Annotated in this window: 22 protein-coding genes and 1 pseudogene; 4 read left to right on the top strand and 19 right to left on the bottom strand. The window is 55.4% G+C overall.

Annotated elements, in window-relative coordinates; genetic code table 11:
* The first annotated feature begins 15 nt into the window (after positions 1 to 15).
* On the top strand, positions 16 to 570 hold the full coding sequence (locus HMPREF2796_RS09915; protein ID WP_070633275.1) for a shikimate kinase: 555 nt from the start codon (positions 16 to 18) through the stop codon (positions 568 to 570).
* Positions 570 to 1646, top strand: coding sequence for a 3-dehydroquinate synthase (gene aroB, locus HMPREF2796_RS09910; protein WP_070633273.1), 1077 nt, complete (start codon positions 570 to 572; stop codon positions 1644 to 1646). The genes HMPREF2796_RS09915 and aroB overlap by 1 nt, the downstream gene beginning before the upstream one ends.
* A gap of 185 nt (positions 1647 to 1831) precedes the next feature.
* On the opposite strand, the gene HMPREF2796_RS11720 is transcribed toward aroB, so the two are convergent.
* The 6 genes from HMPREF2796_RS11720 to HMPREF2796_RS09880 all read right to left on the bottom strand — a co-directional run bounded on the left by HMPREF2796_RS11720 (position 1832) and on the right by HMPREF2796_RS09880 (position 10257).
* Positions 1832 to 2173, bottom strand: a complete 342-nt coding sequence (locus HMPREF2796_RS11720; protein ID WP_246826849.1) for a hypothetical protein — start codon at positions 2171 to 2173, stop codon at positions 1832 to 1834.
* A gap of 548 nt (positions 2174 to 2721) precedes the next feature.
* Complete coding sequence (locus HMPREF2796_RS09900) at positions 2722 to 3060, bottom strand: hypothetical protein (RefSeq protein ID WP_023886832.1); 339 nt, start codon at positions 3058 to 3060, stop codon at positions 2722 to 2724.
* 222 nt (positions 3061 to 3282) lie between these two features.
* Positions 3283 to 4317 carry a uracil-DNA glycosylase gene (locus HMPREF2796_RS11715; protein WP_070633271.1) on the bottom strand — a complete coding sequence of 345 codons (1035 nt, stop codon included), beginning with the start codon at positions 4315 to 4317 and terminating at the stop codon, positions 3283 to 3285.
* Entirely contained in the window at positions 4311 to 4754 is a 444-nt protein-coding gene (gene rimI, locus HMPREF2796_RS09890; protein WP_070633269.1) for a ribosomal protein S18-alanine N-acetyltransferase, read from the bottom strand. The genes HMPREF2796_RS11715 and rimI overlap by 7 nt, the downstream gene beginning before the upstream one ends.
* On the bottom strand, positions 4751 to 5452 hold the full coding sequence (tsaB, locus tag HMPREF2796_RS09885; protein ID WP_141749197.1) for a tRNA (adenosine(37)-N6)-threonylcarbamoyltransferase complex dimerization subunit type 1 TsaB: 702 nt from the start codon (positions 5450 to 5452) through the stop codon (positions 4751 to 4753). Before tsaB ends, rimI begins: the two co-directional genes overlap by 4 nt.
* A gap of 11 nt (positions 5453 to 5463) precedes the next feature.
* Entirely contained in the window at positions 5464 to 10257 is a 4794-nt protein-coding gene (locus HMPREF2796_RS09880) for an NAD-glutamate dehydrogenase (RefSeq protein ID WP_070633267.1), read from the bottom strand.
* A 584-nt stretch (positions 10258 to 10841) separates the two neighbouring features.
* On the opposite strand from HMPREF2796_RS09880, the gene HMPREF2796_RS11175 reads away from it, so the two are divergent.
* Positions 10842 to 11057, top strand: coding sequence for a hypothetical protein (locus tag HMPREF2796_RS11175; RefSeq protein ID WP_141749196.1), 216 nt, complete (start codon positions 10842 to 10844; stop codon positions 11055 to 11057).
* On the opposite strand, the gene HMPREF2796_RS10885 is transcribed toward HMPREF2796_RS11175, so the two are convergent.
* Complete coding sequence (locus tag HMPREF2796_RS10885) at positions 10993 to 11883, bottom strand: VENN motif pre-toxin domain-containing protein (RefSeq protein ID WP_083308700.1); 891 nt, start codon at positions 11881 to 11883, stop codon at positions 10993 to 10995. The genes HMPREF2796_RS11175 and HMPREF2796_RS10885 overlap by 65 nt on opposite strands.
* 3 nt (positions 11884 to 11886) lie before the next feature.
* Between HMPREF2796_RS10885 and HMPREF2796_RS11415 the strand changes: the two genes are divergently transcribed.
* Entirely contained in the window at positions 11887 to 12042 is a 156-nt protein-coding gene (locus tag HMPREF2796_RS11415) for a hypothetical protein (protein ID WP_168162825.1), read from the top strand.
* Positions 12043 to 12218: 176 nt separating this feature from the next.
* Here the strand turns inward: HMPREF2796_RS11415 and HMPREF2796_RS09870 are convergent, their stop codons facing one another.
* The 12 genes and pseudogenes from HMPREF2796_RS09870 to HMPREF2796_RS09815 form a co-directional block, all read right to left on the bottom strand.
* Positions 12219 to 12533, bottom strand: coding sequence for a hypothetical protein (locus HMPREF2796_RS09870; RefSeq protein WP_070633264.1), 315 nt, complete (start codon positions 12531 to 12533; stop codon positions 12219 to 12221).
* Positions 12534 to 12907: 374 nt separating this feature from the next.
* Complete coding sequence (locus HMPREF2796_RS09865; RefSeq protein WP_070633262.1) at positions 12908 to 13579, bottom strand: hypothetical protein; 672 nt, start codon at positions 13577 to 13579, stop codon at positions 12908 to 12910.
* Between the two features lie 437 nt (positions 13580 to 14016).
* Positions 14017 to 16608 carry a filamentous hemagglutinin N-terminal domain-containing protein gene (locus HMPREF2796_RS09855; protein ID WP_070633258.1) on the bottom strand — a complete coding sequence of 864 codons (2592 nt, stop codon included), beginning with the start codon at positions 16606 to 16608 and terminating at the stop codon, positions 14017 to 14019.
* A 53-nt stretch (positions 16609 to 16661) separates the two neighbouring features.
* Positions 16662 to 17003 (bottom strand): annotated as a pseudogene (locus tag HMPREF2796_RS11710) (conjugal transfer protein TraH); the annotation flags it as partial.
* Positions 17004 to 17129: 126 nt separating this feature from the next.
* Complete coding sequence (traF, locus tag HMPREF2796_RS09850; protein WP_070633257.1) at positions 17130 to 18095, bottom strand: conjugal transfer protein TraF; 966 nt, start codon at positions 18093 to 18095, stop codon at positions 17130 to 17132.
* A gap of 12 nt (positions 18096 to 18107) precedes the next feature.
* Positions 18108 to 19160 (bottom strand): tetratricopeptide repeat protein, encoded by a 1053-nt coding sequence (locus HMPREF2796_RS09845; RefSeq protein ID WP_070633255.1) that lies wholly within the window; start codon positions 19158 to 19160, stop codon positions 18108 to 18110.
* A gap of 10 nt (positions 19161 to 19170) precedes the next feature.
* On the bottom strand, positions 19171 to 20403 hold the full coding sequence (locus HMPREF2796_RS09840) for a TraU family protein (protein WP_083308697.1): 1233 nt from the start codon (positions 20401 to 20403) through the stop codon (positions 19171 to 19173).
* A gap of 13 nt (positions 20404 to 20416) precedes the next feature.
* Complete coding sequence (locus HMPREF2796_RS09835) at positions 20417 to 21328, bottom strand: TrbC family F-type conjugative pilus assembly protein (RefSeq protein WP_168162824.1); 912 nt, start codon at positions 21326 to 21328, stop codon at positions 20417 to 20419.
* Between the two features lie 115 nt (positions 21329 to 21443).
* Positions 21444 to 21965 carry a S26 family signal peptidase gene (locus tag HMPREF2796_RS10875; protein WP_049258605.1) on the bottom strand — a complete coding sequence of 174 codons (522 nt, stop codon included), beginning with the start codon at positions 21963 to 21965 and terminating at the stop codon, positions 21444 to 21446.
* An 11-nt stretch (positions 21966 to 21976) separates the two neighbouring features.
* A complete protein-coding gene (locus tag HMPREF2796_RS09825; RefSeq protein ID WP_049258604.1) occupies positions 21977 to 22549 on the bottom strand; it encodes a TrbI F-type domain-containing protein in 573 nt (190 codons plus the stop codon).
* Between the two features lie 20 nt (positions 22550 to 22569).
* The gene (locus HMPREF2796_RS09820) at positions 22570 to 25059 is read right to left on the bottom strand and encodes a TraC family protein (protein ID WP_070633248.1); all 2490 of its coding nucleotides are present in this window, start codon (positions 25057 to 25059) and stop codon (positions 22570 to 22572) included.
* A gap of 58 nt (positions 25060 to 25117) precedes the next feature.
* Positions 25118 to 25549, bottom strand: a complete 432-nt coding sequence (locus HMPREF2796_RS09815) for a single-stranded DNA-binding protein (protein WP_049258602.1) — start codon at positions 25547 to 25549, stop codon at positions 25118 to 25120.
* Positions 25550 to 25656 lie beyond the last annotated feature (107 nt).

Below are 25656 nucleotides of genomic sequence, written 5' to 3'. Positions count from 1 at the left end.
ATTGATTCGGTTACAATGCCTGCCATGGATACCATGGCAGGCAATATTTTTTTTATCGGATTGATGGGTGCGGGCAAAACCACTCATGGGAAGCAGTTGGCAGCGTTGTTACAACGCGATTTTATTGATAGCGACCAACTGATTTGCCAACGCACCGGTGTTTCTATCTCCACTATTTTCGAGCTGGAAGGGGAGGGTGGTTTTCGCAAGCGCGAAGCTGCCATTATTGACGAACTGACCCGCCGACATCCCATTATCCTCGCTACCGGTGGAGGAGCTGTCTTGTCTCCCGACAATCGCCATTATTTGCATACCCGAGGCACGGTGATCTATCTGCACGCAACCCCTGAAATCCTATACCGGCGCATCCAATATGATAAGAACCGTCCTTTGCTTCAGGTAGCTAACCCACTCGATAAGCTGCAAACACTCTACCAACAGCGCGATCCGCTTTACCGCGAAACAGCCCATCTCGTGTTTAATATTCCGCCGCAGCACTCCTGCCCGCAAATTACCAAGCAGCTATTGCAGCTGATTCAACAACATCAACATAGCCAAGAAAACCGATAATGCAAACCCTGCACGTCCATACCCCCGGCCACAGCTATCCCATCCACATTGGCTCTCGCTTGCTCGATAATTTAGCCGAATATATCCGCCCGCATATCAGTGGTAAAGCCGTTATCATCAGTAATCAAACTGTTGCCCCGCTTTACCTTGATCCCGTGCAAGCAGCCTGCCAACAACTCGGCATCAGCGTTTGCGACATCATCCTGCCCGACGGCGAACAATACAAAAACAATGAAGCTCTCCAGCAAATCTACACTGGCCTGCTGCAGCATCATGCTGATCGGCGCACCACGATCCTCGCTCTCGGCGGTGGCGTAATCGGTGATCTTGCCGGCTTTGCTGCCGCCACCTATCAGCGCGGCATCCCCTTCATTCAAATTCCCACCACCCTGCTCAGCCAAGTCGATTCATCCGTGGGGGGAAAAACCGGTATCAACCATCCCCTCGGCAAAAACATGATCGGCGCGTTTTACCAGCCCCGAGCCGTCATTGCCGATACTGCCACTCTGCAAACCCTTCCTCCGCGTGAATTTTCCGCGGGGCTTGCCGAAGTCATCAAATACGCCTTGCTCGGCGATATTGATTTTCTCGCTCGGCTCGAGCAAACCATGTCCAGCATTATGCAGCAAGAGCAAACCGCTCTTGCCGATACCATCCGCCACTGCTGCCAAATGAAGGCGCACATCGTTGAGCAGGACGAAAAAGAACAGGGCATCCGGGCCCTGCTCAACCTTGGCCACACCTTCGGCCATGCCATCGAAACCCAAATGGGCTACGGTAACTGGCTGCACGGCGAAGCTGTGGCTGCCGGCATGGTGCTTGCTGCGCGACTTTCCGAGCATAAAGGCTACCTGAAAACCGCCGACACCGAACGCATCATCCGCCTGCTGCAAGCCGCACTATTGCCCGTTGCCCCGCCAAAGTTTGCGATTGATACCTGGCTTGCTCACATGCAGCATGACAAAAAAAATCAAGCCGGCCAAATCCGTCTTGTTATTCTCAAACAGCTAGGCCAAGCTGCAGTGGAAGCCGGCTTCAGCCGTGAAGATATGGCAGCCGTGCTGCAAAGCATCTGATTGCCCGTTGCAAGCCGGTTGGCTAAATTTATCAAGTTGATACAGCAATACAGGCCGATGCCATATCGGGAATAAAAATCTTAGTTTTGCAGAAACTCGCCTTTTTGTGGAAATCTTACTTTCAGGTAGCCTCTCATACAGCAGGCTACCTGAAAATTATTTTGGCTGTTGGGCAAGGTTTAAGCTTAAGGTTTGCTGAAAAATAAGGCTTTGTCTTTGGTAATAATCCAGAGGATCAAGATAAGTAGCAAACCAGTTTGGATGATTTTACTGTCGGGATGGGTGGCGAAAATTTCGTTGCCGAGGTTGGCAGATAGGTGGAACAACACGGCAATCAGGATACTGCGGCCGCTTTTCAAATACAGCCAGTTGGAAAGCAACACGAATACAATCATGCTGAACACAAAATTAGCGGTATATAGTGCGCCTTCAGCTACTACTTGGCTGTGGTAGTAGCCCTGAATAAAGGCCAGCGGCAGATGCCACAGCGCCCAATATACGGTAAAGATCATGGAGGCGGTGAACATACTGAATCAGCTCAATAATGCATCGGTGCCATAGCTGTGCCAGGCCAGTTCTTCAATGATGGCTGCAGAAATGAGGAGGAACCACGGCGAGACCATAGCTGAGCTAAATGAGGGGTTGCCGGAGATGTGGAATTACGCCATGCTGTGCCAAACAGCAGGGAGATAAATTGTGCCAATATCAAGGTAAATGGTAGGAGCAGAAGGGTGCACAGCAGATAGCGTTTGGGAAAACCGCCCAGCTTCAGCAGCCGGTTGGCAGCATCGGAACGCAAGCCGGGATTGCTTCGCAGCAGCCATAGCGCCAGCAACATTGGCGATACCAGCCCGATTATGCTTAAACCGGTTTGTATGTATAGCATAGTTTTTGAAGGCTGATGATGGCTGATATAGGCGGCGGTGAACCACAACAGCCAGGGAATGAGCAGGGAAAGGGAGAAGAAGGTGAGGGGGCGGTAGATTTGTTGTATGATGGTTTGGTGTTTGCTATGCTGGAAAAATTTTCAGGTAGCCTTCTGTGGTGGGAAGGCTACCTGAAAATATTATTCCACTTACTTAACAATTTCCACCGGGCCGTGGTCGTCGCAGTGGTCGCCGTGTTGGTGGTGCAGACGGCCGTTTACGATGTAGTCGATGTGATCGCCGTGCGGTACGGCTTCGTGGCCGCAGCCTTCGCCGTGAACATGACCGGCACAAGTTTGCACGGGGTGGCAGCCGTCGGGGTTGGTGGCGTTTACATCGAGGCTGTGCTCGTCGTAGTGGCCGTTGTGCTCGTGGTGCAGGTGGCCGTCATGGATGTAGTCGATGTGGTCGCCGTGTTTGATCGCGGTATGGCCGCAGCCTTCGCCGTGAACGTGTTGGTGGTTGGCATGGGTATGGCAGTTGCTCATTTTGTTTCCTTTCATAAGGGTGTGTTTATAGATGGGGCAATGATAGCGGAAACAGATGTCGGTTGCAAGTAATTTGTTGATTTATATGAATTTATAATTCAGTATAACGTAACGGGGTAGGGTATAACATTGGTGAGTGCGGCAGGGTTTGTTTGGGTTGAATTGAAAAAATTTCAGGTAGCCTGCTGGGAAAGGCTACCTGAAAAATATTGTGCGGCTTGCTTAGGCTTTGGCCAAGGCGGCTTTGAGCTGTTTGAGGCTGTGCCAGGCTTGGGCTTTGAGCTCGGGCTGGCGCAGGAGGATGGCGGGGTGGGGGACGGTGAAGGCGGGGGTATGGCCGATGAGCTGTTCGAGCAGCCAGCGGCGGGCGGGATCGTAGAAGCTGTTGCCGAGCAGGAGAACGGCTTGCGGCTGCACCCAGGCGAATTCTTGGCGGATAAAGGCGGCGCAGCGCACTTGTTCTTCGGGGGTGGTTTTGAGGGCGATGCGCGGCGTGCAGCGCAGCCAGGCGGTGCGAAAAACTTGTTCGGGCGCCAAGCCGATAGCAGCGAGCATATTGTCAAGCAGCCGGCCGTGCCGGCCGCTGATGAGCCGGCCTGTTTCGTCGTCGCTGGGGGCGGGGTTGAGGCTGATCACCATGAGGCGGGCGGGCATGGCGCCGTAGCCGCTGAGGGCTTGTTTGCGCTGGCTGTGCAGGGAACAGGCGGCACAGACGGCGGCCTGCCGTTGAAATTCTTCAGGGCTGGTGAAGGCGGTGTGGGGCAATGCCGCCCACAGCTGTTGCACGGCAGCGAGCGGGTCGCTTTCGTTTTCGGCTGGCGCGGGAGCAGGCTGGAAAGGTTGAGGAGTGGCGATGGCGGCCAGTACGTCGGCACGGTGGCCTTGCGGGGGCAGCGTGGTGCGGGCGGCCGGTTGGTTTGGCGCAAGGTTGTGGTTTGGATGTTGCTGAAGTCCGCCGGCCTCGATTTGGCGAAGTTCACCTCGTTCACTTTCAGGTAGCCTAGGTTGGGCTGCGGGGGTGATGGAGTGGTGCGGGTTGGGTTGAAGCGCGTTGTGTCCGCTTGGGCGGGGTTCGCTTTGTCTGTTTTCAGGTAGCCTTTGTCCGGCGGTGGGAGCAGTGCGGAGTTCGGTTTGCCCGTTTTCAGGTAGCCTTTGCGATTCGGGACGGGTGTTTTCGGCAATGCGGGCGCTGCGTTTGAGCCACATGGGGCCAAGGCCGAGGGCTTCGTGCAGGCGGGGATAGCGGCTGCTCAGCATGGTTTCTCCATCAGCAGGGCATCTTCGCGGCTGCCGTCCGGGCAGGGGTAGTAGCCGGGGCGGCTGCCGCAGGGGATGAAGCCGTGTTGTTGATACAGGGCAATGGCAGCTTGGTTGCTGTGGCGCACTTCGAGGAAGATGCGGCGGATTTTTTTGGCATCGGCCTGTTTGAATAGGTGATCAAGCAGCAGGCTGGCCACGCCTTGGCGGCGGTAGGCAGGGGCGGTATCGATGAGGTGCAGCTCGGCTTCGTCGAGGATGGTTTGCCACACGATGAGCCCGGCCAGCTCGCGGCCTTGTTCGGCCAGCAGCACGGTTTCGTTGGTATGGACGATGCAGGCGGCGAATTGCTTTTCCGACCAAGGGGAGGGATTGCATTGCGCATCGAGCGCGGCCAGGGCAGCACTGTCGCCTGGGCGGGCAAGGCGGACGATCATGCCGCTCCTTTGCGCGCGGCCTGTTCGGCTGCGGTGAGGGCAACTTTGTTGCGCACGTAGAGCAGTTCGGCCTCGGCGGCGGAAACGGCGGGGTAGCGGCCGGAGGCGGCCAGCGCCAAGTAGTGCTCGGCGGTGGGCATATCGGGTCGGCCGGGGAAGGGCGGGGGCTCGGGCAGGGCGAAAGCGTTGCCGATGCCGCTGATGCCGTCAGGGTTGAGGCTACCTGAAAGGTTTTCAGGTGGCCTGATTTCATCGGCTTTGCCCACTTGGTAGTCGCTCAGGCGTTGTTGGGTTTGGGCGTTAAACCAGGCATAGAACACTTCGCCCATGCGCGCGTCGGTGGCAGCCAGTACGGCAGCTTGGCCGGAGCAGAGCGAAGCGACTGCATCGAGGCAGGGCACGGGAATGAGCGGAATGCCAAACGGCGCAGCCAGGCCTTGAGCCACACCGGCGCCGATGCGCAGGCCGGTAAATGCGCCCGGGCCTTGGGCATAGGCGATGGCGACCAGTTCGCGCACAGTCAGCCCGGCTTCGTCCAGCAGGGCGGCAATCTGCGGCAGGATGAGTTCAGACTGCCGGTTGCCGGTCTCCTGATGGAATAGACTGGTATGGCCGTTGTGCCGCAGCGCCAACGACAACCACTGGGTGGAGGTGTCGATGGCGAGCAGCGGCTGTTCGGCAAAAATGGTGTGGCTCATGCTATGTAGTTTCAGTCTGCTGCCACGATTTTGGACAGATTGCGTACTAGCGCGGAGAGCATAGACAAGTCGGCCGGTTCATAGTGCTGCATGTCGGCAATCTGGCTGCGGGCAGCGGCAATTTTGGCAGCGGCACGGCTGTTGCTGCCGGCCTGCAGGAAGTCGCGCGTGAACGCCAAATGGATGTTGGTGGCGTCTTCATACATGGCCAAACCGGCTTGCGACTGCCATTGGTTGTCGCTCGGCAGTTTGGCGATGGCGCGGTAGATCCAGCTCATGTTCAGTTTTTCGGAGAGCATGAAGTAGGCCTTGGCAACGGTGGCGATGGGTTTGTCGATTTTGGCGGCCAAATCCACCACGGCCAACACATTGGCGGCGAAGGGCAGGCGTGCGAGCATGGCCACATCCTGCTGGCTGAGCACATCGTAGCTGCCGAGCCAGGTTTCGCGTTCGGCGATGCTGGGGTGCTCTTCGGCCTGGATGCGCTCCGGCAGTTGCTGCATGAACTCGGTGGTGGGAGCGCGGTAGTGGCTGATGAGGCTGCCGATGTTGTCGAAGGGGCGTTTGCTGCGCAGCAGCTGGCCGGCTACATGGCCGATAAGCTCGGCAATGTCGGCACACAGGCGCATTTGCACTTCGGCAGGCAGGCGGTTGTCGAGCGCCTGCACGGCGCGGAAACGCTCTTCACCGTCGAGCAGGATGTCGGCCACCCAGTAGGCGCGCACCACATCGGCCACGGAAGCTTGGTTTTCTTCGCTGCAACGCTGGATGAAGTGCATACCCATGCGGTTGATGACGCGGTTGGCCAGTTGGTTGGCGATGATTTCGCGCCGCAGGTAGTGCTGCTGCATTTCGCTGCCGTATTGCTGCTGGAGCGGGGCGGGGAAATAGCGGATAAGCGCGGGCAGGAAGTTGGGGTCGTCGGGAAGGTCGCTGCCCAAGAGGTTGTCTTGGCAGTGCATTTTGCTGTAGGACAGCAATACTGCAATTTCCGGGTTGCTCAGGCCTTTGCCGGTTTCGGCACGGCGGTTGATTTCGGCTTCGTCCGGCAGGAATTCCACGGCGCGGTCGAGGCCGGCGTTTTCTTCCAGATAGCGGATGAGCGCGGCAGCGGTTTTCAGGTAGCCTGCCGGGTTGAGCTGGGCAACGGATAGGGCTTGGGTTTGCAGATAGTTGTCTTGCAATACCAATTGCGCCACTTCGCCGGTCATGTCCCGGAGCAACTCATCGCGCTCTTCCAGCGTTAGGCGTTCGGCGCGCACGGCTTCGCCGAGCAAGATTTTGATGTTTACTTCGTGGTCGGAGCAGTCTACACCGGCGGAGTTGTCGATGGCATCGGTGCAGCAGCGGCCGCCGCTTTGCCAGTATTCGATGCGGCCCAGCTGGGTGGCGCCGAGATTGCCGCCTTCGCCCAACACTTTAGCGCGCATTTCGCCGCCGTTCACGCGCACTTCGTCGTTGGCTTTGTCGCGCACGTCGGCATGGCTTTCGGAAGCGGCTTTGATGTAGGTGCCGATACCGCCGTTGTAGATCAGTTCCACATCGGCTTTGAGCAGCTCGCGGATGAGCTCGTTGGGGGTGAGGCTGTCGGCTTCGATACCGAGCCAGGCTTTCACTTCGGGCGTAATCTCGATGGACTTGGCACTGCGTTCATACACGCCGCCGCCCTGTGAAATCTGCGCACGGCTGTATTTTTCCCAACCGCCGCCGCTTTGGAACAGGCGTTTGCGCTCTTCAAAGCTCTTGGCAGCGCTGGGGTTCGGATCGATGAAGATGTGGCGGTGGTTGAAGGCTGCTTTGAGCAGGATGTGTTCGGACAGCAGCATACCGTTGCCGAATACATCGCCGCCCATGTCGCCAATGCCGACTACGGTGAAGTCTTCGTTTTGGATATCTTTACCCAAATGGCGGAAATGGCGTTTTACCGATTCCCACGCACCACGCGCAGTGATGCCCATGCCTTTGTGGTCGTAGCCGGTGCTGCCGCCGGAGGCGAAGGCGTCGTCCAGCCAGAAGCCGTGTTCGGCGGAGAGGGCGTTGGCGGTGTCGGAGAAGGAGGCGGTGCCTTTGTCGGCAGCCACTACCAAGTAGGGATCATCACCATCGCGGCGGTGCAGCTGCTGCGGCGGCTCGATGCCTTCGGCGGTGCGGTTGTCGGTGAGATCGAGCAAGGCGTTGATGAATATCCGATAGCAGGCGATGCCTTCTTTCAGGTAGCCTTCGCGGTCGGTAGCGGCATCGGGTAGTTGTTTGCACACGAAACCGCCTTTGGAGCCGCCGGGCACGATCACGGCGTTTTTCACCATCTGTGCTTTCACCAAGCCCAGCACTTCAGTACGGAAGTCGTCGAAACGGTCGGACCAGCGCAGGCCGCCACGTGCCACTTTACCGCCGCGCAGATGAGTGCCTTCCACGCGCGGGCTGTACACCCAAATTTCAAACAGCGGGAGCGGCTTGGGCAGGAAGGGGATGTCTTTAGATTTGATTTTCAGGCTGATTTCGGATTTCAGGCCGCCTTCTTTGTCGGTTTGCCAGAAGTTGGTGCGGCACACCGCCAAAATCACGGAACGGAAGGCGTTGATGATGCGCTCTTCATCCAACGAGGGTACGTCGGCTAAGAGGCCGGTGAGCTCGCTGTTGATCATCAGGGCACGGTTATCGTCGGCTTCTTCAGGATGCAGGCGGGCAGCAAACAGTTCCACCAGTTTGTCGGCGATGGCGCCATGGCGAATGAGGGTTTGCTCGATGCGTTCTTGCGAGAACGGCAGGGTAGCCTGTTTCAGGTATTTGGCGATGGCGCGCAGCAGCACGCTGTTGCGCCAGGTGATACCGGCGGAGAGTACCAAGGCGTTGAAGCGGTCGTTTTCCACACGGCCTGCCCATACTTCGGCAAACAGCGCGGGCAGTTCGCTGCCCAAGGCATCGCAGCCATCGGTTTGAGCGTGGACAGCCACATTGGGCTTGAGAGAGAAGTGGTTCAGGCCGACAGCGCTGTTCTCGGTGTGCAGGGTATAGGGTACGGCAGTATGCACATCGAACCCCATGTTGCCGATGATGGGCAGAGTTTGCGACAAAGGCGGGCTGATTTGCGGGGTGTAGAGGCGCAGCGCGTAGGGCGCGGCCGGGTTTTCCTGCTCGGTGAAGACGGTAACCAGCACACGGTCATCGTTGAGAAGTTCGGCGTGTTTGAGATCGGTAATGGCCTGATCGGGGCCGAAGGCTTCGCGGTAGGCGGCAGAGAAGGCGGTGTCGTCTTCGTGGGCGGCAGAGGCAGCTTTGGCCTTGGCTTTGGGTTTGGCTGCGGGCTGCTTTTTCTGCTCGGCTTGGGCTTGCGGCACGGCAGCCTGCGAAGCGGCTTCTGCAGCATTATCGGTTCCGGCATTGGCCGCCAGGCTGGCAACATGTTGTTCCAGCTCGTTGCGGGTAAAGGCAGGCAGTTTGCCGGCATTGGTGCGGCACAGGAATTGGACGCAGGCGAGCGGATTGTCGTCGGTCAGTTGCACGGCGTATTCGCAGCTTTCGGCGGCCAGAGTGGTTTTCAGGTAGCCTGCAATGCGTTGGCACAGTTGGCTGCCGAATTGTTCTTTGGGCAGATAGCACAGCACGGAAACGTAGCGTTTGAATACATCGCTGCGGGCAAACAGGCGCACGCGCGGGCGATGGCCCAGTGCAAGCAGGCCGTCAGCGGCTTCGGCTAGTTCTTCGTTGCTGGATTCAAACAGCTCGTCGCGCGGGTAGGTTTGCAGCAGGTGGCGCAGATTGTGTTCTTGATGGCTGCCATCGGCAAAATCAAAGTGTTTCAGTACATATTCGGCTTTGCCGCGCAGTACGGGGATGCTCCAAATGCTGTCGGTGTAGGCGGTGGCGGTGTAGAGACCGATGAAGCACCATTGGCCGATAACTTGGCCGTTGGCGTTGAGTTTGTGGATGCTGACTTGGTTGAGATAGGCCGGGCGGTGGATGCGGCTGCGCTGCTGTGATTTGTTGAGTAGCAGGCGGTTGTGGCGCAGCCATTGTTTCTTGTCGGCATCGGAAAGGGCGGCAAAATCATCGGCAATCAGATTGCTGTTACCGGCGAGAATGCCTTGCGCCGTATTGGCTTTAGCCTGCAGGCGCGGGCTGCCGGAATGGTTGACCAAATCGTATTCGCAGAAGCCCATCAGGAGGAAATGACGGTCGGCCAGCCAGCTGAGGAAGGAGACGATTTCCGCATCTTGGCTACGGCCTTCGTTCAGAATCATCTGGTTAACCAGCAAGAGTTGACCGCGCAGTTTGTGTTCGCTCTCTACCACTGTACCCAGTTCGGCTAAGAGGTTGCGGATTTGCTCGGCCAGTTTTTGGTCTTGTGCGGCCTCGCCGCCTTCCAGATATACAGCCACCAATGTTTCCTGCGCGCTGCCTTCTTTGGCGGCTTCGTCGAGAGTGGCAGCTTTGCCGTCTGCATTGCGTTTTACCTGCCATGTGCTGTGCAGCACGGCCAAAGGCGCACGCTGCTCACGGTTGAGCAGCATCAATAGGGAATCAAGCAAGAAGGGGAGGTGGTCGGCCACAATTTCCACCAGCGTGTGCTGCACGGTGTCGCCGGTGGGCGAAACGCGTACCACTGCTTTGCCCGCGGCACGGGGCTCTTGAGCGAGCTTGCGGTGCGAATCGGCGGCAGATAAGAGTTCGGTGTCGCTATAGCAGGCCAGGTCGGCAAAGTCGGCCTGGCGATAATAGCTGGCAAGGAAGGGGAGGAAATCTTCTGCAAAATTCTGTTGGCGGGCACTGTCTTGCAGGCGCAAAACGGGGGTCGGCAGGCTCATGCTGGGGCTCCTCTTGAGCTTCTTGGGTTGGTATGGCGGATTGCAATCTGAGCAACGCAGTTGGTCGCGTTTCTCTTTGCCGGTTTTAACCCATCATAATGAAAATTAAGACTGGCTAATGATACGCGAAATATGCCGTTTGAGGTAGGGTGTGGCGGGGTGATGGTAGTAGGATGTGGCAGAGAGGTTTCAGGTAGCCTTAGAGGCTGGTGTGGCAATAGCTGAAATACTTTGCTTTATAATCTGTTATGGCGAAATTGAGTATTCTTAGATACAGGAGAGGCAGCCCGTAGGGCATCATAATCCATCGTGGGGAAAAACCTTGTTATTTGCTGTATAAAGAAGATGTTGCGATTATTAAATGACGATGCAGAACAGCAGGCTACCTGAAAGCACAGCTTCAACGAAGTTAAAACGAAGTTTCTGTAAGTTCAAATTGACACTTGCCCCCAAGGAACAAGCAGATTGAAATTTTTGAGAATACCGTAAATAAACTCTACACGGTGTGTGAAGATTACTCCAACTATTCTGTTATGGCAAGAGGTTGCAAATGTTTTTCAGGTGCTTGGTCTGCAGGTGCATTGTTGTCTGCCAGGCAACCCAATACTGCCAATAATTGCTTCTTCACCCAGCCCTACTGCTTCAACCGCGACCATCTCACCACCATCAATTCGTTTCTCGACATCCTGTTTGCCAACTATGCCAAGGTGCTACCGATATGGGTGGACTTGGAAATCATGCAGGACTATGTGCCGGCATACGGCTACCGCCATTGGCAGCCGCAGTCTTGCTTTGGTTAATGGCTGCTCTCTCTGCCCCTCGGGCAGCATTTCTAGACACCATAGTAGAGCCACTGGCAGCAAATTTCTGCTCCCCGACAGCAGTTCTCCCAAGTATAGCCCTTCTACTAGCAATACCCGCTGCTGCTTCAGTTTCGCTAGCTGCTGTTCTTACTGCCGTTGTTGCCGTTCGGCCTGCGGCAGCCTTAGCACCAGAACCTCCTCCTTTAGGACCGAAAGCGGCACCAAGCCCTAATGTTGTGGATGCTTCTGCCAATTGTTCGATTGCTCGGCGCTGTTGCTCTGGTGTGCCGTACTGCAAATCGTGTCCCCATTGCCGTAAGGAGGCTCTTAATCTGCCGTCTCTCACCCGGTCTGCCATATCTAACAGGGCTTGACCTTTAGCTTGGTTGTTAGCCATGCCTGTCTGGCAATAACTCGAACGAGCCGTGCAATGAATAACTACTGCTAAAGTTTCAAGTGAGGCATCACCAAGCCCGACGGCTCCATTAAGTGCATTCCCAAGCCCTAAAAAGAAGCCGCTGATTGCCGGCTTATTAGGCCATCGTTCACGTGCAGCTTGTGCGGCTCTTTGAGCTCTTTCGGCAATATACTTTTGAATATCATCACCGAGCAGTGAATTATTCTCCACCGCATTCTGCCCAATCACCCCGGCCACCTGCGCATTGAACGACGACCCGTTTCCTCCGCTCGCACCCACCACGGGAGCTACGGCGCTGCCAATGCTGCGAATCTCTTCTTTGATGTTTTCAGGTAGCCTGTTGGGATCAAACTGCCCGGTAACGGGATCGTTGTAGCTGACGCCGTCGTTATACTGTTCTGCCATCCATTGGGCGCTCTTCTCGGCGGCAACGGCACTGCCGCCGCCCAGCAGGGGATCGCTGTGGTTGGCATAGGCCAAGGCGGCGCCCAGCACGAAGTGGGCGATGGCTTGGGCGGCGGGATCGCGATTGCTGCCGTGGCCGTACCGGTTGCCGATATCTGAAGATCGCCCTGTCCGCCGAGCGCGCCGGTAATCAGGGTGGTGGCGGCATTGAGTGCCCGGGACTTGCGGCCGCCGATACCCCAGTCAACGGCTTGCTGGTCGGCAGCATAATAGTCGGGGTCGTTCTGCCGCAGATACTGCTGCTTACCGCTTTCGTTTAGCTGGAGATAGGCTTCTTAGCTGTCGTCATTTTGGGCTTGTAGGTCGGCTTCGTAGCGTTTGCGGTGCTCCTGCCGCTCTTTGGCGGCATCTGCGACCATTCTGCTTCTGAATGTTTGCACGCCGCTGCCGATGTCGGCGGTGGCTTTGGAGACGATCTGCTGCCGCTGCAATACGGCTTCAAGATCGGGCAGTGCCTGGGCTTGCTGATGGGCGGTGGCGGCGTCGCTGTGGATGCCGATTTCTTGGGTGGTGGTGGTGCGCCCGCCAATGTTGAGGATGCCGTCGCTAACCGAGCTGATGTAGCAGGTGCCGGTGAGGTAATCGACCACCGGGATGCCGAGATGATCTGGAAGCTGAGGCAGTCGGCCTATTACTTGGCCAAAGAGCAACCCGACCATCTGACGGCGAAACAGCACTACGCCAAAAGACTACGCTGCCTGACGACGGGGCAGATTCCGATTAAAGACGGGAGGGGGAGAAAGAGAAAGGTATGAGCGAAAGACCCGGTGAAGGCGAGGCAGATGGCGTGGTTGCGGGAGACAGGGGTAATTGGGGAGGGGAGGAGGTGGTAGAGGGAGGGGGGGAAAGAAAGGGAGGCTACCTGAAAATCTTTCAGGTAGCCTCTTCTATTTCTATACTGTACTCACCATATCAATAGTTGTATGAAACAGAAAAATAAACATCAATATCTATAAATAATAAACTATTTATTCCTCAATATTTCAATCAAGGCGGCTTTAGATTGATAGAAGTCCAAATCGAACAATGCAATACCTAGATGTTTGCAGTATTCCTCTACCATTTCTACCGTAAGCCGGTTTTTTTTCAATCTTTCGTTGTATTTTTCTGTTTGCTCAAAAGGCAATGGCGTACCATATTCGGAAAATTCAATGCGGCTAGTTTCTTTATAAAGTTGTATGATTCTAACTTCGCACTCGTGACGAGAAATCGGCTTACTTCCGTCATACAAGCAAAATGTAACTATACCAAATTCATCTTTCTTAAAATACGGTTTCAAATATATAGTTAAGGCTTTCACTTTCCATAACATTGCTTCGTATTCTACACAGGAAAAGTCTGTACCTTCCCTATCGTTACCTATTAGCAATGACCAATTAGACTTAGTTTCTAATAGTAAATATTTAGAGGATCCAGTAATCTCAAGTGGGCTCAATAAATCTAATTTCTGACTAAGGGAATATTCCTCATTAAAATACGATAACTTTGGTCTTAAGTTCTGATAAAAATCGCTTAAATCTATACGTCTTTTCAAATAAAACTCTAATGCTTTTTCAAATGGCGCTCCAATAAAATAAAACTGTTTTAGGCTTGGGTGGCCGTCTTTTGCAAGAAAAATATCTTTGTTTATATTCATAACTTAGTCCGCGGTTTTTAAAATTACAATAGCATCTGGATCATTGCTTAACAACCTTGATGCATGTCCGGCTCCACGGTTCGAGCTGGTACGGTCGTATTCGATATAAATACGCCTATTGGAGTCTGGTAAAGTGGCCTGTCATTAGACCGTTTTCACTATTGAATTAGCCACTGTTCTTGATTTACTTTTCTTGCTTATTATCAGTAGTCGGCATATACAAAGTCAAAATAACCACTCCTGGTATTATGCCTATGGCTGAAAATTTTAGAGTTTCCCAAAATCTAATCGCATGGAAAGCTTTTATGAAATTATAAGAATACTCAGGAACTAAAAACGTAAAAGATCCTACTAATGAAGCAACTATCATTATAAAAAACATAACCGTGTATACACATATGAAATTAAATATAAAATTATATATAATATACATTATCTTACTTTTCATTTTTTCCACCTCTTGTATTTCTATAATTTACTTTATCAGATGTATTATTATAGTACATATTAAACAAAGTAGACACACCACCTCCTACAAATGGTGATAATAAATCTTTTGTAGTATGTAAAGTATTAAAATAACGATTATTTCTTGGTAGCATATCAATCAGGTTCTTAGTTACTTCTGTGGAGCCAGCACCGACATTTGCTGCATAAGCAGCCCCTAAAACATTCCTTCTGTTAATTGGCTTACCCTGTGCATAATTCTTTAAGGCTGCCGAACCACTATAAATACCAATTTCTGTCACACTACTGGTGGAAAACCTAAGATAAGGGTTATTAAAAATCATTGAAGCTTTGGTAGATGATGTACCGGCGACGAAACCAGTTGTCCCATCAAACAGGACTTCTTTCGGATTAACACTCCCAGTTGTTATATATTGTGACAATGCAGAAAATCCTGATGAAGCTCCTCCATTAATCAGGCCATTTTTCACCATTGGATTGGCGCTGGTTTCTTCGCGGTTGTGCAGTTCGGCGGTGGCAAGGGCGACATGGTTGCCGTAGATGCGGCCGCTGCCGATGTTGTCGAGGCGCTGCTGGGCGCTGAGGTGGGTTTGGCCGTTGCTGTTGATCAGGCCGCGGTTGGCGAGGGTGTCGGCGTTGAGGCGGACGCTGTTGCCGGCAAGGATGCTGCCGGCAGCGGTGTTGTCGATGTCGGCGGCCTGCAGCTGCACGCTTTCTGCGCCGAGCAGCCGGTGGCGGTTGCTGAGGCGGCCGGCGGTGGTGAGGCTGAGGTGGCGGCCGGCTTCGATGTCGTTGCTGCTGGTCAGGTTGTCCTGCTGGCGGATGGCGATATCGCGCCCGGCGGCCAGGGTGCCGCTGCCGGCGAGGTCTTTGGCTTGGATGGCGGCGTCGTTGCCGGCCAGAATACTGCCTTGGCTGTTGTCGATGCGCAGGCTGTTTTGGCCGTTGTCGTGAATGGAGACGTTTTGGGCGGAGCTGATTTGGCCGCTGCGGTTGTCGAGGCTACCTGAAATCTGCAGTTCGGTGCTGTGGTTGCTGCGGATGCGGCCGCTGCGGTTATCCAGTTCGGGGGAGCGGATGCTGAGGCGTCCGGCATCGATGCTGCCGTGGCGGTTGTCGGTTTGATCGGCGGTGAGTTCGGCTTGTTGGGCGCGGATTTGGCCGTGTTGGTTGTTGAGCTTCTGTCCGCCGGCCTGCAGGCAGTTGAGGGCGAGTTCGGCTTGGTTGTCCAGCTGTTGGGTAACGGTGAGGTCGGCGGCGCCGTTGGCGGTGATCTGCCCGCCGTCGTTGAGCAGGCGGTCGGTCTGTATCCGGCCATCGGGCAGAACAACGGGGGCAGTTTGGGACTGGGCAACGCTGCCGCTGTCGGCAGCAGTACCGGGATGGCTTGGGTTGGTGGGCGTGGTGGGATTGGCAGGCTGGGTCGGATGGGCGGGGTTGGCGGGGTTGCTGCCGCCGGGGTTGGCGCTGTTGTCTTGGGGGGTATAGCCGATCAGGCCGTGGTTTCGGTTGTCGGCCTGCCGGCTGTGGATGGCCAAGCCTTGTAATCCGGTTTGTTGGATTTTGCCGTGATTGGTTAGCTGCGGGCTGTCGATGTCGAGCCGGGCGGCTTGGATACGGCCGCTGTTGGCTAGGGTTTGGCCGGTGTGCAGCTTGGCGGTGTGGGCGGAGAGGATGCTGCCGCTGTTGTACAGCTCGGGCGTGTGGATACCGGTCTGGCCTTGCGCGGACAGGGTGCCGCTGTTGTCCAGTTTCTCGCTGCTGCGCACGCTGACGGCGGCCGTATCGGCTGTGCCGTTGTGATTCGGCACGGCGGCGACGATGCTGCCGCTGTTGCGAATAATGCCGTCGGCGTTGAGGCTGACGCCGCCGGCTTGGGCGAACAACTGCCCGGCGTTTTGGATGCTGCTGCCGCGGTCGGTGCTGATCAGGGTGATTTTGCCGGCATACATGCCGCCCAGAGCACCGGTGTCGATGGCGACGGCGGGAGAAACCGGGTTGGCCGGGGCAGTATTGGGGCTACCTGAAATGTGTCCGTCGGCGGCGATGTCGTTCTGCCCGGCCACCACGTGCAGATTCTGCCCCCAGATGCCGGCTTGGATGTGGGCGGCTTGGCTGAGGATGCGGGTGTAGTCGGTATCGCGGGCGTCGAGGCCTTGGCCGGTGATGCCGATGCTGCCACCGCGCACTTGGATCTGCTCGAACACGCCGTTGTGGATAATGGGGCGGCCGGTGGTGAGGGTGACGCCGGCGGAGTTGATGAAGCCGCCGCCGTTGATTTGGATGCCGGCAGGGTTGGCCAGTACCATCTCGGCGCGGCGGCCGGCGATTTCAACATAGCCGTTTAACAGCGAGGGATCGGCGCTGTTGACTTGGTTGACGATGATGCGGGCTTCGCCGCGGGCGAGAAAGGGGTTGCCCTGAATCCAGCCGGCCTGCCGGGTTTGGATGTTGCGGTGGCTGTTGTTGAGGATGACGCCGCGCCCGTCCACATCGAAACGGCGGTATTGGTTGACCGATACGCCGGCGGCGCTGGGGGTTTGGATATTGACCTGCTCCAAACCATTGGCGGTTTACGGTTACCACGTAGGTAGTCGATTCCCATGGTACCGAGTTGGCAGGTATTTTTGGCTTGGCTGTTGATTTTGGTGGTCCAATCTTGCAGGCCGGACATGATGTTCTGACAAGGTGGGCAGAGGTTATCTAGGGCAATCTTGATGGCATAACCTGTACCGTTAGCCACAATGGCACGAACTAAGTTTTGCATGTTTTTTTCCGAGATCATGGAAAAACTGCCGAAATAGGCATCAATGCCGCCGCAACCCGCTCCGAAGCGCGGCGGATCAAAGGCCATTACATTGAAACTGCGTACCGGTGTGCGGACCGATAGCCCCCCCAAAGTGCCGCCGTAATTATCGTTGACTGCACCCACGGAGGGAGCTGTTTGGTTCCACATAGCATCCATGCCACCAGAAACGTCAGCTTGTGCTGTAACACTTGTACCAAGCCATAGTGATAAGGCCAGCATGGTCGGTATGACGTATTTTCTAGTACCCAAATAATTTTTCATGATTTCCTCCCGTTACATTCTGCGCTGTATCATTTCATTCAACATCTTAACCAGTTCATCGGTGTTGTTCGGGTTACGTATCCGCCGCCGTACATCAGCCATGTCACCCGGTGTCAGGATACCCCTGTCTTGCAGTTTGGCGATGTTACTCAACTCGGGATTGGCAATCTGCATATCGATGGCCGCCAATACGATTTTTTCTTCTAACTCGGCTTGAGACATCGCGCCGTGTGCCACAATCGCCATTTTGTCCGGAGGAGCAACCAAGACTACGGCTGGGGTCAGTTTGATACCCAAAGAACGGGCGCGAGACGCACCACGGTCATATAACAGCTGTGTGGCAGGCATACCTTGGATCACACCGCCGTCGGTACTGATATAGCGCACCGGTAGGCCGTATTTCTGCGACAACATCCGGGTAACCGCAAACTGGCTGTGGCAAAAGTGGCATTGTGAATCGAAGAACAGCCATAGGCCGGCTTTACTTCTCAGATCGCGGATAATGCCTTCACGGGCACGGCTGATCTGCGACAAGGCCTGCGCTCTGGCCATTGATGAAATCGGAAACCTTACCGACTCGTCCAACATCGGATCGGTGCGCACCACCTGTTCGCTCATATTGGCGTAGTTGGTGGACATATCCAATGCCACTCGCTCCATATATTTATAGGCACGCACATTTTCTTCGGTCGGGTTGGTCATGGCGCGATCCAGCAAAATTGGTAGTTGCTGTCGCACCCAAGCAGCCGAAAACGGCTCAGGGCCGGTAGACTCTGGCTGCGCGGCTCTCGCTGGAGCGGCTGGCTGCGGAGCAGGAGGCCGTCGAGGTACCGGTTTAGGCTGCGCCGGTGTTTCTTCATACCACAGCCAGCCGCGTGGCGCGGCGCGCCGATAAGCATTGTCAGCATAAACGCTCGGCACAGTCACCAAGGTGGCCACCGTAACAGCAATCAGGATATTTTTAAGTCGGTATCGCATTGCCTTCCCTATTTAACGTTGCGGAATGGTGTCATTAATCGGCTGTCTCCAATCAAAAACCTTAGGAACAGTACCGTGCGTACCAAGCCAGCTGCGCACTTGTGAACGTACCTGTTGCTGCTTTGGCGACGGCAGTGCTGCCAATGCCCGTTCTGCTCGACGGTTATGCCGGCGGTCAGCTACGGCAGCAATCATCAGCCATTTGGCGGCATCCACCGGGTTAGCCTCACGCAGCCGGTCGCCCCTGCCCTGGTAGTCGGCCAGCGCCAACATGGCACCAACATGCCAGCGGTCGGCGGCCTGTACCAGCAACGGATAAGCGCGGTAGGGGTTTTGAACGCCGCCACGACCATTCAAGATAGCCATGCCGTAGCCGTACAGCCCCTCAGCTTCGTTGGCTCGTGCTGAACGTTCCCAATACTCCAATGCCTCACGTTCATTTTTTGCTACGCCGTAGCCCCGCTCCAAGATCTGCGCAATATAGACAGTAGCTGGCCAAAAAGCCTTGTGTTGGCCACCAGTTTTATAGGCACTTTCAGCTGCTCGAAACCAGCGCAATGCTTCCGCACCGTTGGCAGGTACGCCCTGACCGTAGTAGTACATCAACCCCATGTTATAGGCGGCTGCATAATTACCGTTAATATCTGCCAGCCGTCCGCCATCCATACGCTTGGAGGCCAGATTGTAGGCACGAGCGGCAGTGGCATAGTCAGGACGGCCACCCAGTCCAGGCAGTTTGCCGGTGTGTGCTAGGTAGCCGTACTGCAATGCTGCCCAGCGGTTACCTTGGTTAGCAGCATTTTTCAGATCGGTTGCAGCCGCACTGTCGCCGCCGATGACCCGACGGTACATGCTAAGAGCGAACTCCTGATCACGCTGCCACATCCGCTGCCGGCTTTCCGGCCGGGCCGCTTGGGTACGGGGGGCAGTATTGGTATTGGCCTGTCCAGCCAAACCCCTGTTGCCGAATACTTGGTTGGGGTTGGTTGCCGGCGTACCGAACGATAGGGAGGGCAGGCAGCACAATATCGCCGCCGTAACTGCCATCCTGTACTTAGTGGACATCTGTTTGCTCCTAATTGAACTCACAGCAGTCCACCCAGCGCCACAGCAGGTAAACCGCATCGGAGTCGTTATTGTTTAAAGCCTGATCGCTACGCCCAATGGCCCAGGAAAAATCACTGGCACCGAGTCGGTGCGCACCTTTACTATTTAGATTGAAGAAATTGGCCACTTCTCCGCTCAGCTGGCCAAACAGCGTACCGTTGTCAATGCCACTGCCTGCGGCACTGCTGTTGGCTGACTGTGCTTCAGGGTAAGGGAACAGCATGGTAGCTTTGAATTCGGATTTGGATGGAAACGGCACGGGCACCGGGGTGCACAATGCTTTATCCCCTACGGTGGATACCGAGGCGAAACCTCCAGTGCGGTTGGACAACAGGAGTGAGCGATTGAGGATGGTGGACGTGCCAATGATGCTGTTCTTCTCAGCTGACATCGAGCCGGCTGCCGGCAAATTGTTGCCCATACAACCACCCAGCCAGTAGGCAGCATCATCGGCCGGCCCCCAGCCGATACCGGTGGTATTGGCTACGCAGGAAGCAGTATGTGCCGGTATGTCGAACAGCGGGTTGTTGACCACGTTGCCGATAGCCATCCATTCCGGATACAACAGGTTCATAAATACCGGATCTTTAGCCGACCAAGTGGGTTGTGTGATTGAGGTTTCCAAATTGCCGCCTTTATGGAAGCAGCGCGGACTCCAGTTATAGGGGTTAAATGGGAACTCCCAACTGTGGAAATGGCGGAATGAGGTGTCGTAACGGCCTGCCGATCCTTCGCCGGCCGTTTGTAACGTAACCGGTTTCAGCGTGCCGGATAATCGTGCCATTTGGCTCAGCATAGGTTTGACTGATGCGCCGTACACCGGCGAGCAGTCGGCGCGGCGTACCACCTCAACAAAACGGGTTGGCAGCCACATACCGCGTGTGTAGCCGTACACCGCATAAGGTTCCTGCCCGCATTTGCAGGTAGACTGGTTGGTTGCGCCGGGGGGATGTGGCACATCGCTGCCAGCCACGGTGGTATTGCCCATAATCCGCAAAGGGAAACCTGAATCATAGTTGAAATTCATCAAAGCGTTATAACCGGCATTCGAACAGCTGCCGCTATCTGAATCGTCGCTTTGGGTACTGCCACTGTTTTGGGGGGTGCCTCCACTTGATCCGGTTGTTCCGGTGGCGTTCAGGCTACCTGAAAATCCCAACAGTACGGCAGCCAGGCTTATAACAAAGTATCTGATCTGCATGATGTGGCCTCAATTAATCAAACGGCGGAACAGAAACCATCCGCCAAGCGGTTCCTTGTTGCTGCATGTAGGTCGGCACAGTACGAAGGTTAAGTCGACCGGCTAGAGGGGGAGTCAACGGCGAAGCTGGCAGGCCGGCATCGGCCAGGCCACCCAGGCGGGTATAAAACAGGATGGTTTGCGGCCGCTCGCGCATAATCCGTTGTGCATAACGTACTTGACGAGCATCACGGCCATCTATAACCAATATGGAGCGGTGACCGGCCGGGTCTAGCGCCAGTACGTTGAACCGTGTGCCTTTCGGGTAGACTACTGCCCCAGTAGAAGGATGGCGGATCTCATGGTCGGCGGCCACATAGGGGGTAAACAGACGGTTACTGATGGTGGTAGCTGTTGGTAAATCCATTGTGCCTGCCATTTGCCGGTTGAGTGCCTGCGAGGTTTGGCGGGCGTGCGATCGCCAATTAAAGCGGGCGGCAGCCGAGCGCATCACTTCGGCTTGATCCGGCTCAGTCACGCGCCATTGCCGACCGAGCCGACGGTTGAATTCTTTTCTTTCTACCGCCCGTATGGCAGTAGCTAAATCAGGTACACCCTGCACCAGATACCATTTGCCACCATCCAAGTGCAGCATGGCAGGAACGTATCCGATGCGGTATTGTCGGAATGCCTGTGGCATGATCATGATATTGGGCGGATTGCGCCGGGCCGCTTCAGGCAGTCTGCGCACTAGGTGTTCGGCATAATCGAAAGCTTTGTCTGCCCCGCCGCTACCCCAGCCCCGGTATAGAAAAACCGTATCTTTACGACCTGCCCCTTGCGTCAGCAGCTTCAACAAATCCGTTTCCGGCATAGCGCGGGAAACGAATACCACAGTCTTTACCTCAGCCAGCTGCCGCATGGCAGGGTTCTGTCCAGATGGCATCAGCATCTCATTGGGGCGCAGTGGCAGACCGTTCAGGCTGCCTGAAAACTGTGCCGCACGCCGGTGCTGCGCCTCTAACAGATTTTGCAGACTGCCTTCTCCAGCTGCGGCATGGCTAGAATACAGGCACCAGACGGCCGCGCACCATAGAGAGCGGATAAGGCCCCCAATAGCGCGAGTCCCAAGAATGCTGTTCGGAGCCGAATACGAAAACTTCATCTCGATCCAATCTGTAAGTCTTGTCCCAAAAGGTTGGCGGTTTGCCCAGTTTGGCCGCACCGTAGCGTACATCGGCAATCAGCCGACCGTTGATGTAGACATTGCCGCCAGCAATGCGCACTTCGTCGCCGGGCAGTCCGGCCACCATCTTGCCGATCGGCTGGCCGTCGGCGATCACCGGTGCCATACCGCGTGCCGGAAACAGGATGATGTCACCACGCTGCAGAGGTCGTCTTTCCTGTTGTTTGTCATACCAGTACAGTTGCCAAGGTAGACAGCCCTGCACTTTGGCTTCAAATAACAAAGCACCACGTTGCTGCAATAATGGGCGTGCCGCCCAAGCAGCAGTAAAAACTGCTATGCCAATAGCAGAAACCAGTAAACGAATTTTGAGTGGCGGTAAAGCCTGTTTCGGCATACGCTGCCACCTTAATCCAATTGGCTACCCAGCCGTCCTTCAGAAGCTGCTGCGGGTAGAGCATCATGCCCGACAGGGGTAATGGCAGGAGAAGAAAGTGTCGGTGCGGGTGCAGGTGTGGTGGCAGATGCAGGTATGGGCGACAGTTTGATACCTAACTCAGCCGCCACCTGTTCAGTCATGTCGGCTTCCGGTGGATAGGTCAACACTGCCGATTTACGAACCACAATCCGACCGTCAGCGGCCAATTCATCTAATTTGGTTTGGATACCGGCCAGCTGTGCCGCCAGTTTCTGCTGTGCCTGTTCCGGGCTGTCAGATTGGATATTGGCCAATGCCTCCTGCAGGTAGGCGGCAGCCAGGCGGTCTGAGTCGACTACGGCGATGCCGCCGGCAGCGTGACTGGGGAAAATGGTGCGGTAAAAGCTGTAGCCGCCCAGTAGTACTGCGAGCACCACCAACACAGTCAGTAGGGTATTGCCATTGCCGCCGGTTTGGCGCGACGGAGAAGCCTCCTCTGTTTTGATGGCAGGGGCGTGTGTGGAAGCGACCGGGCTGTCGGCCTGGGGATGTTGTTCTGTCATGATTCGTCCTTTTATGACCTTTAGGAAGTGCCGTCGCCGTACAGCCTATTGGCTTCGGCTTCGACCAAATGAGTGATTTGTTCACCACCGCGCACGCGTCGTTGCAACTCTTTAAACAGATCACCTTCGGTATTGAACAGCACGCGGTTGAACGGGGTTTCGATCAGGCGGGCGATGCCGGCACTGCTGCCGCTGCGCACCAGGATTTCGCTGTACTGACCTTTGGCCGTCTGTACTTCGCGCATCAACTGTTCGGTGTAGGCATCCACCTGGATCCATTTTTTCGTTACCGCTTCGGCAATCGCCTCCGGCGTCTGCTGCATATGGAATTTGGTGTGCGCCGAGGCCATGATGGCCGAGCCGTGCGGCGTGCTGTAAATCTGGGCGAAGGTCTGCACCACCACGCCGACCGAGCCGTCTTCCTTGCGCACTTTCGAGTTCAGCTGGGCGATGAATTTGGCAAACGGCTCGTCGGTCACCCGGTCGCCGCCTTCCTCCACCACCAGCATGCGGCGGCGGCCGTCGCGGCTGGTAAACATTTCCTGGGCGATGGTGGTGGACAGCATCATCAGCACCACGTCGCACAGGTGCTTGTTGGTGGTCAGGCCGGATAGTTCGATGACGGTCCAGTCGGCCTCGGTGCGGAAATTGTTTTCGCCCCGGAACCAGCGCCCCATCGAGCCGGTCGAACCGAAGGGCGACAGCAGCATCGCCAACTGGTGCTGCTGGTCGGCCATGCGGCCGGTCTGGTTGTTCAAAAACTGGATCACGTCGGTAATCTCGGCCTGGTTGCCTTTGTTGGCATACACCGACTTGACCGCTTCCTCGGCCAGCGCGCGCTGGGTGTCGTCCAAACCTTCCAGCGGTTTGGCCATCTTGCCGATAATCGGCAGGATCAGTTCGATTTCGCGATCTATGTCGGAAATTTTGGTAAACGGGTTCAGGCTGACTTCCGAATGGAAATCGAAGTCGATGATTTGTGCACCGGCTGCCTGAGCGGCCGCTAAATAGGATGAACCGGTATCCAGCGTCCAAATTTTAGTGCCCATTGACAGCTGGTCTTGGATTAGGCGCTGCACGGCAAAGGTTTTACCGGTGCCGGAGCCGCCGGTCCAAACCCAGTTGTAGTTGAGGTTGCGCGGGTCAAACAGGGCGTAGCGGAACGGGCGGCCGATGCGGGTGGTCAGCAGCATCTCGTTGCCGAAACCCTGCCATTCGTCGGTAACCGGCAACAAGTGGGCCGCATGGCTGCCGCCCATGGTTTTAAAACGGTGGGTATTCTTAATGGATTCTGGAGAAGCGTTCAGCGGCAGCTGGTTGAAGAAAGATACTTCCGGCATATAGCGCTCCGGCCGCATCACGAAACCAAGCCGTTTGTAATAGGAGGATAAGGTGGATTGAGCACCGCGAATGGCGTTGGCTGACGCATTGAATAAGCAAAGACTGGTGCTGACTTCCACTAGGTTTCCACCCTCGACCATCAACTGAGCCAGCTGCTGATAGCCTTCGCGTTTTTTCTTTAGTTTCGGCGACCATTTCAGCATCAGCTGGTTGGCGGATTTCTCCACTTGACCCTGCATGGCACGCACTTTGGCTGCCTTGGTCTGCTGTTCCGGAAAATGGATGGTAGTGCACAACGCATAGGGCATACCAATCTGTGGTCCTTTCCCTGGCGGATTGCCTAACAGTTCAATCATGCGTGAAAAGTGGAAAGGCTTCTCCGAGCCTGGATAGCGGTCGATAGCCAGCAGACCGATATATTGCCGTTCATGCGAATAAGAAAAACCAGAGCAATGAAGTAAGTCGTGACGGCGGTTGTCCCAGTTCATGCGAGAACCGACTGGGAACAACTGTTCGTTCAAAGGTGTTTCCTCTTCCACACCGGTATCCCAATCTTCATACACCGAGAAATAGCGGCGCAACACACCCATCAGTGCCGGGGTAGATAATACGTTTACCTCGATACCCATCACAGCCAGCTGCGATAGCACGCGGTTGCGCAACTTCAAAAACTCATCACACTCCTTGCGGAAGGCATCCGTTTCTTTCGGACTACCTGAAAACGGATTCTGCGTTTTAAGTGGAATTTTGAAAGTCCACAGGCAGTAACTTCCCAAAATACGTGTTTCCGTGGTGGGCACCAACCGATGGCGGCTGCCACGTTCGATAAAGGCAGCACGCTCGTGTACTCCGTACTGGGCGGTTTGTACCGCCGAGTCACCAGATATGCCCAAACGTGCCTGAGTATAAGCTTCGGTAACTGGACGGATATAGGGCGAACCAAAATGGATGAATTGCATGATGGTGCCGCCAGGATAAGGCTCATTCAATAGCACCGATGCTGCGTCCGGGGTTTTATCATCCCAGCCGGCTAGAGGGGGAAACATGCAAGCTGAACCGATGGCATTGTCCGCTTCACAATAGAAAATGCCGTCGTCATCATTGCCGGCAGTCAAAGATACATATTGCCAGCCGACATCGCGCTGTTCATTTGATTGGAAAATATTCATACCGCTGTATGCATCTCGCTAAGCGGCAGCCGCATTCTGCAGGCTGCCGCAGAATGGGTCAGAGGGGGTTGTTATTATCGTCCGCAGCTGCAGCCTGATCCGATGTACGTGACGGATTCAGGGTAATGGATGCGATTCGTTCGGAATTGAGATTGAGGTATATGTTTTCCACGCGGATTTTGCGAGTCTTGATTGTTTGTCCGTCTTTTTCGTAGGTTTCGGACAGCTCCTCGCCTTCCACCACCACCGGCATACCTTTGACCAGCAGGCTATGCAGATGCGCCGCGCGGCGGTTCCAATACTCGCACTCCAGCCACTCAGTCGGCCCGGCCGCTACATAGCGGTCCTGACCGTCAACTTTTTGCCGTTTGAACCGGTTGGAAGCAATAGAAAAGTTCAGGACGGTACTGGTTTCGCCGTCGCTGCGATTGATTTCTTTGAGTTCGAAAGACTGTCCGAGATTACCTCGGACAACGATAGAAATAGACATACGGCCTGTCTCCACGTGGGAAACGGCCGAATTGTGAATAACAGATTGGCAATCAACCCGTTTTGTTGCAGATGGGGGTAAGGGGAGTGTAGTCTGGCATGACAGGT

It is taken from the genome of Eikenella sp. HMSC071B05, from assembly GCF_001811325.1.
GTDB classification, from domain to species: domain Bacteria; phylum Pseudomonadota; class Gammaproteobacteria; order Burkholderiales; family Neisseriaceae; genus Eikenella; species Eikenella corrodens.
The sequence above is the reverse complement of the archived record's forward strand: the minus strand, read 5'-3'. Positions and strand labels throughout refer to the sequence as shown.